The organism is Niallia sp. FSL R7-0648, assembly GCF_038007005.1.
GTDB classification, from domain to species: Bacteria; Bacillota; Bacilli; order Bacillales; family Cytobacillaceae; genus Niallia; species Niallia circulans.
The window spans coordinates 3,384,974-3,400,593 of record NZ_JBBOWE010000001.1; the positions used below are offsets into that span (position 1 = coordinate 3,384,974).

Annotated in this window: 14 protein-coding genes; 4 read left to right on the plus strand and 10 right to left on the minus strand. The window is 35.2% G+C overall.

Features of this window, described 5'->3' with window-relative positions; genetic code table 11:
- Window positions 1-3: 3 nt before the first annotated feature.
- The 9 genes from NSQ89_RS16720 to NSQ89_RS16760 form a co-directional block, all read right to left on the minus strand.
- The gene (locus NSQ89_RS16720) at window positions 4-1,290 is read right to left on the minus strand and encodes a Gfo/Idh/MocA family protein (RefSeq protein WP_341132933.1); all 1,287 of its coding nucleotides are present in this window, start codon (window positions 1,288-1,290) and stop codon (window positions 4-6) included.
- Between the two features lie 359 nt (window positions 1,291-1,649).
- The gene (locus NSQ89_RS16725; RefSeq protein WP_186325706.1) at window positions 1,650-3,635 is read right to left on the minus strand and encodes a beta-galactosidase; all 1,986 of its coding nucleotides are present in this window, start codon (window positions 3,633-3,635) and stop codon (window positions 1,650-1,652) included.
- A 29-nt stretch (window positions 3,636-3,664) separates the two neighbouring features.
- The gene (gene bglB / locus NSQ89_RS16730) at window positions 3,665-4,768 is read right to left on the minus strand and encodes a beta-galactosidase BglB (protein ID WP_095258641.1); all 1,104 of its coding nucleotides are present in this window, start codon (window positions 4,766-4,768) and stop codon (window positions 3,665-3,667) included.
- 63 nt (window positions 4,769-4,831) lie between these two features.
- Window positions 4,832-5,704 (minus strand): carbohydrate ABC transporter permease, encoded by an 873-nt coding sequence (locus NSQ89_RS16735; protein WP_047942359.1) that lies wholly within the window; start codon window positions 5,702-5,704, stop codon window positions 4,832-4,834.
- Between the two features lie 38 nt (window positions 5,705-5,742).
- Window positions 5,743-6,642: a carbohydrate ABC transporter permease gene (locus tag NSQ89_RS16740; protein ID WP_047942313.1), complete on the minus strand. Its 900-nt coding sequence runs from the start codon at window positions 6,640-6,642 to the stop codon at window positions 5,743-5,745.
- A gap of 130 nt (window positions 6,643-6,772) precedes the next feature.
- Window positions 6,773-8,068, minus strand: a complete 1,296-nt coding sequence (locus NSQ89_RS16745) for an ABC transporter substrate-binding protein (RefSeq protein ID WP_047942314.1) — start codon at window positions 8,066-8,068, stop codon at window positions 6,773-6,775.
- 178 nt (window positions 8,069-8,246) lie between these two features.
- A complete protein-coding gene (locus NSQ89_RS16750; RefSeq protein WP_061799107.1) occupies window positions 8,247-9,788 on the minus strand; it encodes a response regulator transcription factor in 1,542 nt (513 codons plus the stop codon).
- Between the two features lie 4 nt (window positions 9,789-9,792).
- Window positions 9,793-11,544 (minus strand): sensor histidine kinase, encoded by a 1,752-nt coding sequence (locus NSQ89_RS16755; protein ID WP_341132934.1) that lies wholly within the window; start codon window positions 11,542-11,544, stop codon window positions 9,793-9,795.
- Between the two features lie 19 nt (window positions 11,545-11,563).
- Complete coding sequence (locus NSQ89_RS16760; protein WP_047942317.1) at window positions 11,564-12,202, minus strand: YesL family protein; 639 nt, start codon at window positions 12,200-12,202, stop codon at window positions 11,564-11,566.
- A 246-nt stretch (window positions 12,203-12,448) separates the two neighbouring features.
- On the opposite strand from NSQ89_RS16760, the gene NSQ89_RS16765 reads away from it, so the two are divergent.
- From NSQ89_RS16765 to NSQ89_RS16775, 3 genes are all read left to right on the plus strand, one after another.
- The gene (locus tag NSQ89_RS16765; RefSeq protein WP_047942318.1) at window positions 12,449-12,643 is read left to right on the plus strand and encodes a hypothetical protein; all 195 of its coding nucleotides are present in this window, start codon (window positions 12,449-12,451) and stop codon (window positions 12,641-12,643) included.
- A gap of 26 nt (window positions 12,644-12,669) precedes the next feature.
- Window positions 12,670-12,954 (plus strand): spore coat protein, encoded by a 285-nt coding sequence (locus NSQ89_RS16770; RefSeq protein ID WP_053215677.1) that lies wholly within the window; start codon window positions 12,670-12,672, stop codon window positions 12,952-12,954.
- Window positions 12,955-13,134: 180 nt separating this feature from the next.
- Window positions 13,135-13,956, plus strand: coding sequence for an STAS domain-containing protein (locus tag NSQ89_RS16775; protein WP_047942319.1), 822 nt, complete (start codon window positions 13,135-13,137; stop codon window positions 13,954-13,956).
- Between the two features lie 285 nt (window positions 13,957-14,241).
- Here NSQ89_RS16775 and cdaS read toward each other — a convergent pair whose 3' ends face one another.
- Window positions 14,242-14,865 (minus strand): sporulation-specific diadenylate cyclase CdaS, encoded by a 624-nt coding sequence (gene cdaS, locus NSQ89_RS16780; RefSeq protein ID WP_047942320.1) that lies wholly within the window; start codon window positions 14,863-14,865, stop codon window positions 14,242-14,244.
- 149 nt (window positions 14,866-15,014) lie between these two features.
- Here cdaS and NSQ89_RS16785 point away from each other — a divergent pair, with 149 nt between their 5' ends.
- The gene (locus NSQ89_RS16785) at window positions 15,015-15,557 is read left to right on the plus strand and encodes a hypothetical protein (protein WP_053215674.1); all 543 of its coding nucleotides are present in this window, start codon (window positions 15,015-15,017) and stop codon (window positions 15,555-15,557) included.
- Window positions 15,558-15,620 lie beyond the last annotated feature (63 nt).

Consider the following 15,620-nt stretch of genomic DNA (forward strand, 5'->3'; position numbering starts at 1 on the left):
TATCTAAAAGTTCACCAATGAATCTAGTTTTACTGGCATGCCAGTTTTTATAGAAATATTTCCGGCAATCCCTGTTAAAATAGATTTCACGCCGTCAATATGGGTGGCGGCACGATGAAACCGATCTTCGACAGGCTCCCCAAATATATCGCGAAGCAATATTGGATCTCCTCCACCATGACCACCCTCTCCCTCTTCTATCTCTACTTCATATGGTTTTCCTAGTATGGGATGCACAGTAATAGATTTTGAAGATAAGGCTCCTTCCTCTTCCTTATTACCTCCTGAATTAACATATGATTTTTCGACTACGTTGACTTCTAATCTGCCCTTTGATCCATTAAAAACAACATTGAATCCTTCCCACGGTGCATAAGCATGTAAAGAATAAGTGAGAATCGCTTTATTTTTAAACTTAGCTATTAACCCTAATGTGTCTTCTGTGCTAATACCATCTCCAAACACACTTTGATCTCGCTGATATCCATCTTCTTTTTCGGCATTCAGATACATTTCCTTTAAGTGCTCATTTTTTTCTAAGTGTAAGGCAAAATGATCCGATTTTGCATATTTACTGCCATAAGCTCTTTGATAAAACTTAGTTTCTCCGCGTTTTTCCGCATTTTCTCTTCCATAAAACATCAAGTCCCCCATTGCTAAAACAGTATCTGGATAGGACTGCAGCCAGAAATTAACAAGATCAAAATGATGAGTTGATTTATGAACAAGCAAGCCGCCACTATTCCGTTTATCGCGATGCCATCTTCTAAAATAATCAGCTCCATGCTCTGTATTCAGCAGCCATTCAAAATGTACAGCATGCACATCTCCAATTACTCCATCTTCAATTAATTCTCTAATTTTGGTATTATGGGGAGCATAGCGATAGTTAAAAGTTACTCGTAGTTTTCTATTTGTACGTTCCACTGCATCTAAAATAGACTGTGCCTTTTCTTCGTCAATCGTCAATGGCTTTTCTGTAATAACGTCACATCCCAATTCCATCGCTTTTATTATATATGTATGATGGGTGCGATCCATTGTTGTAACAATGCAGTAATCTGGGGTTTGGTCTTTCAGCATTTGTTCAAATTGATCTGCTGTATATGTTGGAACCTTTTTATAACTATACTTTGATTCTAATAGATGGTTAGCATAATCCATTCTCGTTTGATTTAAATCACAAAAACCTACTAAATCTGCAGTATCTCGAAAATCTCGCGCAACTGCTCCATAAAAAAATTCCGCCCGTCCACCTGTTCCCACTAATGCATATGTTTTCTTCTTCATAATTTTTCCTCCTTATTGTTTAACCATTTTGATTACTGCCTAACATAAACTTATTGTTGTTTTTAACCACATCAAGAAACTTTGTATACATGGAAAGTACTATAAGCACACACAATAGAAAACGTTTACATTTTATTAATAAATTAATGAAGCTATCTGCTGTGCAATATTTACAATCGAGGATCAAAATAAATAGAGAGTACAATTGAAAATAACAACGTTGTTATTTTCGATTATAAAGGAACTTTCCCTATATATCAACCATCTAAAAGTCCCCTTTTACCACATCCTTATGTGAAAATACAACATAATTAGATTGATAGCTCCTAATACCACTTTGTTATTAGGAGCTACAAGCATTATATTTGGGACATTATTATTTTGTAGCTATAGGCCGGAATTTTATATGTTCCCTCCACTAATTTTTTCTTACTTTTCCACTCCCAACTATTTTCTGGCACGGTTATGTCACCAGTTCCTCCATCCATATTTATCGCAACCCAGTAAGTGGCATTCCCTCCGATTCTCGGGATAAGAACAGTACCAGGAGTGGCTTTTATCTCCCGTCTTATAGCAGCTATTTCTGCATAATGCTGAATCAATGCCTCCAGCATTTCTTCTCCTGATTTGCCAAGGGGAAAACTGCCAAGCATAACTATTTTTCCTTTGCCCCTTTTAGTCTCTTTGATAAATGTTCCTCCAGCACCTAGTCCTTCTTTGATTAAGCCTATATTTCCTTCTTTTTCGGTATTAAAAATAGTGCTCCATAAGCCTAACTCTGCTGTGATTCCAAACGCTTCCCCTAATGTATTCGTTCCGTCTAATGGATTTGTAAATAAAGCCTCCGTACCTGCTGCCTTTTCTAGCTCTCCAAGTGCACAATCTGTATGGATAGTATGTTCACTCGTACGTCCTCCGGTAAGCGGGCCCACAATCCAAATCCCTCCTTTTTCAACAAATGTTTCGGCTCTTTTTATATACTCTGTTGAAAGATAAGGAATAAATGGGGTAAACAATATTTTATAACCATCTAAGTCTGCTTTTTCCATAATCAAGTCACGTTGAATGCCCAAAGAAAGGAAGCGTTCATAAAAACTCGTTAAAATCTGTTTATATTGAACTCCATTAAATGGCTCTGTTTGAAAATAGGCTTTAGCCTGGTCCGAATAGCAAATCGCCACCTCTGCTTGCTTTGGCCTCGTATGAAGCAGAAGCGGTTCTAATTCTTTTCGAATTCGTTCTACTTCTAATACATTTTTATAACCAATTGTTGGATTTCCCCAAGCACTAATAACAGATCCATGAGAAATCTCACAACCGCTTCGCTGTTGTCTCCAAAGCCAGTAGCAAAAACCTTCAGCTCCTGCAGCATAAGCATATGCTGCTTCTGCCTGCAAATAACCATCTAAATGTGGATTTGCATATCTTTCCAGTGATGCACTAAAAGAAGTACTTGTTTCCATCAGCCAAAATGGGCTATCTTTCTTTATGTTTCTATACAAATCACACAGCATCATAAAGGAACTAGCATTTTCCTGGACCGCATATGTATCAAAAGAAGCAAAATCTAGATTTTCAAACAATAATGCTTGATCCAGATCAAAAAAGACTGTTGCATTATGTGTAATAGGTGCATTTGAATGTTGACGAATAATAGCGGCTTGCTCTGTTGCAAACTCTGCTATTTTTTCATGTGTGAATAATTTATACATTGTTAATAAAGATGCATTATGCAAAAAAGGTGTTTGTTTAGGCTGTGGAATTTGTTCAAATGTTTGATAGTATTGGCTCCATATATGTGTGCCCCACGCTTCATTTAAATTTTCAATTGTTTCATACTTTTGTTTTAACCAACGATGCCATTCAGATTTACAAGTATCACAAAAGCAGTCTCCGACATGACATTTAAATTCGTTATCTAACTGCCAGGCAATGATACCAGGCAGCTCACCTAACTCCTTTGCCAGTGTCTCCGTTATAATGGCTGCCTTTTCACGAAAATAGCCATTATTTGTACATACATGCTGCCTTGCTCCATGACTCATAACAGTACCATTTTTATCTACATGCATACGTTCTGGATGTTGATAGGACATCCAGATTGGCGGTGTTGCAGTCGGTGTGCATAGGATAGTATCAATACCATTATCTTTCAATTTCTTAATCACTTCTTTCAAAAAAGAAACATTCACATTTCCTTCTTCTTTCTCGATAAAGGACCAAATAAATTCACCTATACGCACCACATTAATTCCTACTTCTTTCATTAGTTGGATGTCTTCTTCAATAATTTCTTGATCCCATAGCTCTGGATAGAAGGCTGCTCCATGATATAACTTTTGCAAATTTATTTCCTCCTCCTTATAACTTTCTGCTAACAATAACTGTATAAAAATTCGGATAGACATAAAATCGCTAATGACTGTCCATATGGCATCGTAGTCATCGGAATTTGGCGATAAAATTCCAGTGTTTCTCCCATTCCAGTTCCTACTGATACTTTTTGTAAAGCACCTTGTTCATTTATTTCTTGGATAATTGCCTGTACTGCCTTTAAAGCAACCTCTTTATATTCCGAGCCAATGTACCTTTTGTGAACTGCTTTCAATATTCCGTACGCAAAGCCAGCCGTGGCGGATGCCTCTAAATAGGAGGATCGATCGGTAATCAAGGTATGCCACATACCTGTTTCATGTTGATATTCTTTTAATCTCTCTATCTGCCTAGTTAGTGTCTCTAATAAATATTCACGAAAGAAATCTCCCTTTGGCAGTTCAAGCAAATCGATTATTTCAGGAATAGCAATGGTAATCCAGCAATTACCTCGTGCCCATAGAGCCTCCGCAAAATGGTGATCCCCCTCAAACGTCCAGCCATGGAACCATAATCCCGTTTTTCGATCACACAGATATTTTGTATGAATTAGAAACTGCTTTTTCGCTTCTTCTATATACATTTGGTTATGAAGCAGTTTTCCAATTTTTGCAAGAGGTAAAACAGTCATCATTAGTGTATCATCCCATAGCTGATTTTTATTTTCAGGTCCATAGGTCATGTGCTGAAGTCCACCTTCTTTTGTCCTTGGCATTTCATATAGCACCCAGTCAGCCCACTTCTCTAAATAAGGTAAATACGTTCGATCCCTTGTATCTTCATATAGGTATGCCAAGGTAAGCAGAGGCGCCATCGTATTGACATTTTTAGGTGGAACTCCCTCTTTTAATCTTCGGTAATACCATTCTGTGATTATTTGCTTTGCCTTTTGATCATTCGATATTTTCCAATAATTATAGATTCCATATAAGCCTACACCCTGTGGCCAATTCCATACTTCCCAGCTTTTATCATCCACCACAACTCCATCAAAATGTAGTAAGTACTCACCTGTTTGATCTTTAATACTCGCTAAATTCTCCATCAACTTTTCTATCGAACCAACCACTTTTTGTTTTTCTAACAAAAGTCTTGTATCAACCATCTCTTTCCCTCCATGTAAAGAATAAAGAAAATGTTCAACTGAAAAGATCTCTTTTTTCCGCTGCTATTTTAAGCCACTTGTACTGATACCTTCCACAATATACTTTTGGAATACGAAGAAAATCAAAATAACTGGTAATAATGAGACAACAGACATAGCAAACATTGCTCCCCAATTTGATGCTGACTCCGTATCTAAAAATAATTTTAGAGCTAGAGAAACAGGGTACAATTCTGCTTTATTTAAATATAAAACTGGATTGATTAAATCCTCCCATTTCCAATAAAACGAAAATATAGCAGATGTTGCTAACGCAGGTGTTATCAAAGGTAATATGATGCGAAAGAAGATACTAAAGCGGCCGCACCCGTCTATTCTAGCTGCTTCATCTAACTCTACAGGGATGGTACGAATAAACTGGACAATTAAAAAGATGAAAAAGGCATGCCCAAAAAACTGTGGAACAACGATTGGTTTAAAACTATTTATCCAGCCTATTTTGGCAAAGATGATATATTGAGGAATCATTAATACTTCGTGTGGAAGCATCATCGTCACCATCATGCATGCAAACCAAAAGCTTTTGCCTTTAAACTGAATTCTCGCAAATCCATAAGCGATTAGCGCAGATGAAACTACCGCACCAATGGTGGAAAGTCCAACAATAATCAAGGAGTTTTTAATGAAAGTACCAAAAGACTGTCCAGCAATTCCCTGCCAGCCATCTGCATAGTTGGTCCAAATAAATCTTTCCGGAATAAGCGAATGAGCAGTAACAAAGATAGAGGAACTTTCTTTAAAGGAGCTCACAATTAACCATATAACAGGATAGAGCATAATAATAGCAATGATGCTAGTAATCAGATGAAAGAGTATTTTTTTCGGTCTGATCTTTTTTCTTTTCTTTTCTATTGTTGGCCTGATGTCTGGTTCGATAACATTATTGGTTGCTTGTTTAAATGTCTCCACCTTTATTAATCCTCCTTCGACTCGTAATAAACCCATAAAGATGATGTTTTAAATAAAATGAGTGTGGTAAGGCCTACGATAATCAACATTACCCATGCCATGGCAGAAGCATATCCCATTTGGAAAAAGTTAAATGCTTTTTGGAATAAATAAAGTGGGTATAGTAAAGTACCATCTAGAGGACCACCCTCCCCTTTAGAAATAATGTAAGCTGGTGTAAAAGTCATAAAGGCAGATATTGTTTGCATGACTAAATTAAAAAAGATAATGGGGCTTAAAAGCGGTAATGTAATTTTGAAAAATTTGCGAATAGCATTTGCGCCATCTACACTTGCCGCTTCATAATATGTTGGCGGAATATTTTTTAGTCCTGCCAGGAAGATAAGCATGGAAGAACCAAACTGCCATACAGCAAGTAGAATCAATGTCCATAAAGCGCTTGTCGGATCTTGATACCACAGAATCTTGTTATCAATCCCCATAAAGAACAATAGCGCATTGATTACTCCTTCGTTACCAAAAATATTACGCCACATAATCGCAACTGCCACACTACCTCCGATAATCGATGGAAGATAAAAAAGTACGCGGTAAATCCCTATTCCTTTCATGTTTTGGTTTAAAAGCATTGCTACAAATAAAGCAAACATTAAACGTAGAGGAACCCCTGCAAGTACATAATAAAAAGTAACACTTAATGATTTCCAAAACTTCTCATCTCCAAAGAACATTTCTTTATAATTACCAAGCCCTATCCATGTCGGGGTTGTAAATAAATCATAATTAGTGAAGGATAAGTATAAGGAAATAAGCATCGGAACAACCGTAAATGTTGTAAATCCAATAATAAATGGTGATATAAAAGCATATCCGGATAAATTATCTTTTAATGCACGTGATTTCATAACGAAGACAACTCCTCTCTAATCAGAAATAAAGCACGAATCATTCAAAATAGAACTTTTCGTGCATTTGGTCAAGGTTGGATATGTGCTTTCATGAAAATGTTCTTTAATAGAAGGCTACAGGAGCTCTCTATTTATTTCTTCCTAGAATTTCATTTGCTTGTTCTCTAAATTTCTCTGCACCTTCTGCTGGCTTAATTTGTTTAAATAATATTTGATCGGAAACATCTTTCAGTGCTTTAATTACTTCTGCACTTCCAATCGGATCTGGCGGATCTGCCTGGCTTGCATGTTGTGCCGCAGCTTCTACGTATTCGACAATTTTTGTTTCTGACTCGCTTAACTCTGGCTTGATTGCCTCAGATACTTCAGTAGAAACTGGTACTCCTCTTTCTCCTTTAATCAATTTATTTGCTTCCACATTATTCACAAAGTAATCAATAAATTTTGCTGCCTCTTCTTTTACCTTCGAACTTTTCGGAATAGAGAATAACATACTTGGTTTTAAGAATAAGGCACTTTCCTGTTCTTGGGCTGGAGGAAAGTTAATGGTAAGAGAATCATCGGTTAATTGAGAGAATGCTAAGTATTGATTAGAGTAATTCCATGTAAATCCAGTAGCACCTTTTACGATAAAATCATCTTCCATCCCTTTTATTTGTGCTTGTTCATCTGGTGTTGGAGATGCATCTGCCTCAATTAAGCGCAATTGTCTTTCAAAGTAATCAATAAATAATTGATCATCCTCGTAAGCTAACCCTGTACCATCTTCCTTATAAAAACGCTCCCCTTGTGTTCTTAAATAATACGGAAAGAATACATCTGGGGGATGCATCCCATTCGAACCATAGATTCCTAGTTTTTCTTGTAGCAGCAAGGCTGTTTTTTCATAGTCATCCCATGTCCAAGTTTGGCTGTCAAACTCAATTCCAGCCTCTTTTAATAAGCGATCATTGGAAATAACGGATAATACATTCACACCTGCTGGTAACCCATAAAGGCTATCATCGATTTTCCCTCCTGAAATATTATTTTCAGGAATATTTGCTGTATCTATTGTTCCATTTTCAAGATAAGGTGTTAAATCTTCCAATTGTCCTTTTTCACCGTACTGAGATAAATAGGCCATATCCATTTGAATTACATCAGGTAATTGGTTTGCCGCCGCCTGCGGAGCTAACTTTTTCCAATAATCATCCCAGTTAGCAAACTCTGGCTCGATGTTCACATTAGGATTTTCCTTTTCATACATCTCAATAACTTTTGTTGTGTAATCATGACGAGGCTGACCACCCCACCACGCAAACCGGATGGTAATCTTGTCGCTGCCATTTTTTCCATCTGATTCGTTACTGCTAGATGCACTACAACCGCTAAATGCTGTTACCACAAACAGACTTAAGGCTAAAATGAGAATCTTCCTCACCAAATCCCCCTCTTCCTTCTTTATTGTAAGTGCTTTCATCATGATTCTAAATGTTATTACCACATGATGGAATATAAAAAATAGAGAAATCCTGTTTAAAAAACAGAGGTATTTATTTTAGAAAATTCATCAGTAAAAAGCTCCTAATCTCTTCTTTCCCAAAGAGATTAGGAGCTTTTTATCGTGCGTTCTTATATTCAGAAGGGGTATATCCCGTATGTTTTTTAAATACCTGACTAAAGTATTGCGGATTATCGCCGAATCCAATCATTTCTGCCAGTGTTAGTATTTTTACATCATCCGTCTTCTGAATTTCTTCCATTGCCTTATTTACTCTCATTCTCGTCACATATGTCGAAAACTTTTCCCCTGTTTCTTGCTTAAATAATTTGCCTAGATAATCTGCATTCATATAAACCTGTTTAGCAACCCACTTTAAAGAAAGGGCTGGATTGCTTAATTCACTATTAATTATTTCTTTCATTTGCTCGATTATATGCGACTGAGAAGATTTATGTTTTTCATAATAGATAAAGGTGATTTCCTTTGTATGATGGAGTAAAAACTCCTTCATGGCCTGAATGCTATCGACTTCTAGTAAATAAGAGATTTTCCCCATATAGTCAGGCAGACTTTTAGCCCAGCATGTTTGGATCATGGTGAGAAAAAGTTGAATAACATAGGTTCTTGTCAAATGAATCGGATCTCTTTTAGCTGCAATCTGCTGGAATATATCGTCCATCTCTTGCTTTACTTTATTCCAATTTCCTGATTTTATTTCTAAAAACAATGGTAAATCTCCAAATTCCAAGTTATTTATTTCCTGTTCCTGCTGAATATCTTTTTTTGTTATTATGCTTCCCTCTCCTAAATAAAAACGATGACTTAGACATTCAAGCGCTTCTTGATAAAGTTTTCGCGTTAATGTAATAGGACCTGCTCCGCTCACAGCAACCGTCATATCCATTTCGTAGACAGCATAGAAATTTTTACGGATCTCTTCAATTCTCTCTTGTAATTCATCCTGGCCATTATTTTCATCTACTAGAAACAAAATATATTCTCCGATATTAGACGATAGAATAGGTGATCCAAAAATGTCACTTCCAACATTCTCTAACATAAATAAATGTTCATAGTTAAAATCTCCTTCGAGATGAAACAGCACAACAAAAACTTTCTTACCTTCTAATCTAGTATGAAAAATTCTTTGATAATAGGCTAAAACGTTTTTTTCTGATTTTTTACTAGTAACAAGCTCTGTCAGTAATTGCTTTTTTACAAAAGGCTGCACAGTATCCATTTTCTTTTTCATTTCTAGCAAGTAACGCTTTCTTTTTTCTTTCATCCGAATTTCACTAATCGTCTGTTGAATCGCTTCCATAATTTGCTTTTCGTTACAAGGCTTTAATAAATAATGTTTAACTCCATACTCCATTGCTTTTTTCGCAAAATGAAATTCGGAAAATCCAGATAGAAGGATAAAATGAATAGAAGGATATTCCTTTTTAATTTTAGAAACTAACTCAACGCCATTTAATCCCGGCATCTTTATATCACTAATAACAATATGCGGCTGTAAATTTTTAATTAATTGATAGGCTTCCATCCCATTGGCAGCCTTACCCACGAGCCTTGTATGTAACATATCCCAGTCAATAATACTAGAAATGCCATCTAAAATGATTTTTTCATCATCTACTAGAATTACCTTATACATGTTCTCACCGCCATTTATTTGGAATAATTAGATGTACTTGTGTTCCTGTTCCTCGTTTACTTTTAATTATTAAACCAAATTCCTCACCGTATAGAAGCTTTATCCGTGAATCAATATTATAAAGGCCGATTCCAGTTCCTCTTGTTTTTACTTCCTGCTTTCTAACTTTTGCTAATAGTTCCTCCTCCATTCCTGGTCCATTATCCTCTACTGTAATATGCAAATTATTTTCTCTAAGAACAGCACGGACCGTTATTTTGCAAGGCTCTATCATCTGTTCGAGCGCATAATGAATAGCATTTTCTACGAGCGGCTGAATCATCAATTTAGGTATATAGCAATTCTTCGTCTCTGGAGGTATCATTTTATGAAAAGTTAAGCGGTCACCATATCGATATTTTTGTATTCTTATATAATGATCTACAATAAATATCTCCTCTTCTAACAGAACTGCATCATTTTTTGCACTAATGGCATTCCGCAATAAGTAACCCAATGACTCCACCATACTGGAAATATCAGTTTGCCGATTCATCTTTGCCTGCCAATTAATCGATTCCAATGTGTTGTATAAAAAATGGGGGTTTATTTGTGCCTGTAATGCTTTAAATTCTGTATCCTTAATTAATAATTGTTTCTCATAGTTTTCTTTGATTAATGTATTAATACGTTCAATCATCAAGATAAAATGATCAGTAAGAATGCCGATCTCATCTTTCGCTTGCACAGGCTGCAATGTATTTTTTATGGATAAATCTCCTTTTGGGACATTTTTCATCGCAGACACTAACTGTTCTATCGGCTTTGTCAGTTTACTAGAAAAAACGACTGCCATAAATAAAACAACTAAGTTCAGCAAAAAGAAAATCGCCAGCATAATGTATTTTGTTGTTTGCACTTTTGCAATAATCGAATCAAATGACACAATATTCCAATAAACCCAGTTAACATAGGAGGAAGAAGTATGTGTAATAAAGTATTTCTGACCGCCTATTGACTGAATTTCATAGCCGACCTTCTGATTCGGCAAATAGGGAATATTTTCCATTTCTTTGAATATTCCTTTATAAAAGAATTGATTATCTTCTCCGCTAATCATCATATTACTTGTCACTTTATTATTTTCTGATACACTGTCTTCTACAATTTTATCTACATTGACTTGAATAAGGAGTGTGCCTAAATTATCTAAACTCAAGTTCTGATGGGTTCTGATTTTGCGAATAGCAAAGATCTTATTGCTGTCTGTCTCTGTTACCCACTGATTAGCTCCTTTTTTTCCTTCTCCTATCTCAATCCATTTTTCCTTTTTGTTTGAAATCATGGATGATGTATATCCGCCAGCTCGATATTCCCTTCCATTTGCATCAAATATGTGAATCGCATGAATATATTTTGAAGAGCCCACGTACTCTGTCAGCAGATCCCAAAGCTGATTATCCAGCTGATAGCGCTGGTAAGGATTGGAGTCCATCTTTATTTCCGAAAGAATTTTTTGAATTTTATTATCTGACATGAGGGAAAAGGAGACTTCCTCAATACTTTTTAATTCTTTTTCTAATTGCTTGGATGACATATGCAAGACATCCGTTGTCTTTTGATAATACAATTGATCGTATACATGAAAGGCATATTGAAATCCAATTAATAAAAAGGATAAGGAACCAACCATTATGAATAAAATGGTTAACGTCAACTTTTTCTTTATTTTTAACTGTCGGTATTTATTTATAATAGAAAAAATGAAATGTTTCATCGTTAACCCCTTTTCATTTTTAAACAATCCTTTGTTGGGTCATTTTCTTTAAACGATGATCAATACTGCCAAAAGCTCTGGCAGCCAGCCAAGTAATAACAAATGCAAGGGTACTAATACTAAAGAATAGAAGAAGCGTTATATGAAGTGATGCCAGAAAAGCTATACAAAATACAGCCATAAAGATTCCTACTGTATGGGCGGGACGTAGAAACCCGATAACAAATGCATATTTTATGTATTCTAATAACTTGAGATCGTAGTATGTGTAAACTGGTAGAAGATATAAAAAAGTCGTACTAAAAAAAAGAAGTAATCCACAAATAAAAAAAAGAAGAAGTGTTGTGGGGCCATCCAATATGCCGATAATCCGAAAATCCATATAAAGTAACAGGAAAATAAGCATGAAAATCATCCCAAGAATATTGCCTTTCCACCAATCTTGCTTATAGCTGGCCCAAAATAGAGGAAAAATGCGGATATCCCTTTCCCCATTCACCCATTTTTTTGTAATGGAAAACATAGCAATACTTGCTGGCATCCATCCAAAAAAGCCTAATCCTAAAAATGTAAAAAATATCCATAGTAAATTTACATAGGCTAGTCGTGTTACCCATTCGCAAAACTTATAAGCACCATTTGTTAAACTGTGTACCAATCTCCCATCTCCCTTATTACATTTTTATTTATTGTACACCAAATCTGTAAGCCTTTACATACTATTATGTAAAGAAAAGGAAAGCAATCAAAAAATTTTAATAACTATCAAAGACTGGAGTGCTTTAACTGACTCTATCGCTCCCTTCGGATAGGATTCATTCATAAATGAAAAAAATTGGTTTAAGCCTATCCAATTGCGGATATATCAAATACTGAAAAGACAAGTCCAACAGGAGGAGAAAACATGGCTTCTACTAAATTAGCAATACATGAAACGTTAGAAGTACATGAAGTACTGACGTTAAAACAGAGTTGTCTCGTAAAATCCTATGCATTACAATCCCTGGTTGATGATGATACTTTAAAAGCAATTTTAGATAATGATGTATCTAGTTCAGAGAAAGCAATCAAAGAACTACAGGAAATTCTAAAACAATAAAGGGACGGGTGATGGGAATGAGCTTCATGGATAAATTAAAGGCCACTGGAAAAATGTGTGATGAGTTAATTGCTACAGAGCTGCTGATTTCTGCGAAAGCAACGGTAAGAACATATGCTGTTGCCATAACAGAGACAGCTTCTCCACAAGTAAGAGAAATCCTAAAGAAACAACTCAATGAAGCGATTGACAATCATGCTAAAATCGCCAATTATATGATAAAAAATGATATGTATTATGCCTATGATGTGGATAAACAATTAGAGCATGATAAAGAAAAAATAGACATATCATTAGAATTAGTAAAATAAATTAAAAGAAGGAGATAAGTGATATAGTCAGCTTATCTCCTTCTTTTTAAACTTTAAATCAATATTTTAATATTTTGGGTTTAATTATGTTTATAATAGGGTAAAGTAGTTTATCGAAAACTATTATTTGTGTAGTTTAGTATATTTCATACTTAAATTAAATCCATGGGAGTAACGAAAATGAACACAATAATGTACATAAAGGACGAATTAAAAAATTTCATTAATGAGAATGGGAACACCTTCAATCAAAAATTATTGACAGAAGCAACAAATGTTTCTATAAAAATTACCGATATATTAAATAAAGGAAATATTGATTTGCTAAAAAATGCCAAAAAACTGATATTTTACACAGTAGATCAACAAGAGTCAGATTTAATTTCTTTTGCCAAAGTAGAAGGAATTGCATGGGCTAAACACTCTTTGACCTTAGAATTAAAGCTAGAATGGGTCCAAGCCATCAGAAGAACCTTATGGCATTTTATTAGCATGATTGATGAGGAAAAGGATATCATACATAATCGCGAGGATTATTATGGAATGGAAAAATTATTTAACGAAAAGATAGATCAATTTTTAAATAATTTTTTCCTTAGCTATTCGCATTATAAAGATGAGATGTTGAATAAACAAAGAAAAATGGTTGAACATTTATCTGTTCCCATTATTCCGATTAAACAATCTATTTCCGTTTTACCATTAATCGGTACCATTGACTCATATAGAATTAAAGTTATTGAAGAGAAAGTTTTAAACGATATAGCTGATTCAAAAATTCAAACATTAGTGATAGATCTTTCGGGTACAGCAAAAATGGAAATGGATGTTATTGATTATTTTGAAAAAGTATTAGCTGGTATTTCGATGATGGGCTGTAACGCCATCCTTACTGGACTTAGACCAGAGTTAGTAAAAAAAATGGTGCATGCCGGTATTCATTTTGAAAAAAATGCTGAAACAAGAGGCACCCTCCAAGAAACCTTAAAGAATATTCTTTAAAACTCCTATTGAAAATACTTAGCAAGGGTATTCAACCAAAGATAGTCATCTGAATATTGGTTGGATACCCATTATTTTTATTTTTCAATCGTTATAATGGTGGTTATTCCCCCGCAGCCTGAATACATTTTGTTTCCTAATGTGGCGAGTGTGGTTTCGTTTATCCTAAAAAGTCTCAGCCATTCTTGCAGCTGCTAAGGAGGGGCAACGTATATTAAGTTGCTTAATTTTAAATAATATATTTTTTATGCGAAATTTTCCAATTCTCTTTCTATACTGGCTATCTTACATATTTATATCACCTGGCTGAATGGGATATAATGCTCCACCCAATGTAAACGATATTCTCCCTGTTTCCTCTGACACAACAATCACTAATGCATCTGATATTTCACTTAACCCAATGGCTGCTCTATGTCTTGTTCCTAATTTATCCTTGCCGTTAAATTTACTTGCAGTTGGAAATATATTGCCTGCAGAAATAATCGAATCCTCTTCGATTAACACTCCCCCATCGTGCAATGGGTTTCCAGGATAAAAAATTGCTTCTAGTAAAGAAGCAGATAATTTTGCATGTAAGGGGATTCCAGAATGAATCAATCTGTCTAAAGAATCCTTACGCTTAATAGCTATTAACGCTCCATGTCGTTTATCAGAAAGAGCTTGGGCGCTAGCAGTAAGGATTTCTAAATTCTTAGTATATGGCTTTAAATATAATTGTAAATAAAATGTAGCTGCACGATGATGAATACTTTTAAATAACTTATTTACTTCCTCAAAATCGTTTAAAATACAGCAATCTTTTTCATCCAGCGTATTTTTTAGTTCGCTAAGTTCCGCCTCTAAATCCTCCAGTAATTGATGCATCTCTTGGTTAAACTCATTAGGTAAATGGTTGTCTCCTTCCATACCAACACTCCCTTTTTTGTTACCTTGTCCAGCTTTAATGAATTTATACAAGCAAGATAATCATTCAAAGGGTTTTGCATGATTGTATTCCATTTTCACTAATGATAGACTGATAGTTGAATATTACTATGGGAGGAAAAATTTCACATATGAAATTTTGGACTTGGACTATTATTATTTTACTATCTGTTACCGCAATAGGTGTTTCTTCCTATTTTATTTTCCAATCATTATTTGACAGCAAATCACCCTTGCAGTCAGAAAACGACCGTCCAGTTGTGAAACAAGCTTCATCAGAGACAGAAGAAAGCTTTGATAAAGAACAGGTCAATACACCAGTCAATGAGGAAGTGGTTGTTCTGGCAGATGGCACAAGTGGACACACCTTTATTTCTAAATGGCATGATTTTTATAACAAAACATTAGGCTGGGGCAGACTAGAAACAACAAACTACGAGAAGCAAAAAGAAGCAGCTTCATCCATCCTGGAGGCTCTAAAGAACATAAAGGTTAACGATGAGCAAATTAAGCATGATATTAATGATATTGGCGCAAATGCTCAAATAGTAGCAGAGAAAGATGATCGTATCGCCATGCGAAATCTACATCGCTATTTTCATGATTTAGATATTTATTTTAATGGCTATAATTATGAGCAAACTTTTGGAATTACTGAATTTAGAGGGAACTAATCTTTAAGACGTTCCACTCTCTTTCCGTTTTTTTTAATGTTATTGGGCATTTTTACTTCATCA

Bases quoted from the DNA above. Each gene is read 5' to 3' on its own strand.
- NSQ89_RS16720 (WP_341132933.1), bottom strand. From the start codon at position 1,290: ATGAAGAAGAAAACATATGCATTAGTGGGAACAGGTGGACGGGCGGAA.
- bglB (WP_095258641.1), bottom strand. From the start codon at position 4,768: ATGGTTGATACAAGACTTTTGTTAGAAAAACAAAAAGTGGTTGGTTCG.
- NSQ89_RS16740 (WP_047942313.1), bottom strand. From the start codon at position 6,642: ATGAAATCACGTGCATTAAAAGATAATTTATCCGGATATGCTTTTATA.
- NSQ89_RS16750 (WP_061799107.1), bottom strand. From the start codon at position 9,788: ATGTATAAGGTAATTCTAGTAGATGATGAAAAAATCATTTTAGATGGC.
- NSQ89_RS16755 (WP_341132934.1), bottom strand. From the start codon at position 11,544: ATGAAACATTTCATTTTTTCTATTATAAATAAATACCGACAGTTAAAA.
- NSQ89_RS16765 (WP_047942318.1), top strand. From the start codon at position 12,449: ATGGCTTCTACTAAATTAGCAATACATGAAACGTTAGAAGTACATGAA.
- NSQ89_RS16770 (WP_053215677.1), top strand. From the start codon at position 12,670: ATGGATAAATTAAAGGCCACTGGAAAAATGTGTGATGAGTTAATTGCT.
- NSQ89_RS16775 (WP_047942319.1), top strand. From the start codon at position 13,135: ATGAACACAATAATGTACATAAAGGACGAATTAAAAAATTTCATTAAT.
- cdaS (WP_047942320.1), bottom strand. From the start codon at position 14,865: ATGGAAGGAGACAACCATTTACCTAATGAGTTTAACCAAGAGATGCAT.
- NSQ89_RS16785 (WP_053215674.1), top strand. From the start codon at position 15,015: ATGAAATTTTGGACTTGGACTATTATTATTTTACTATCTGTTACCGCA.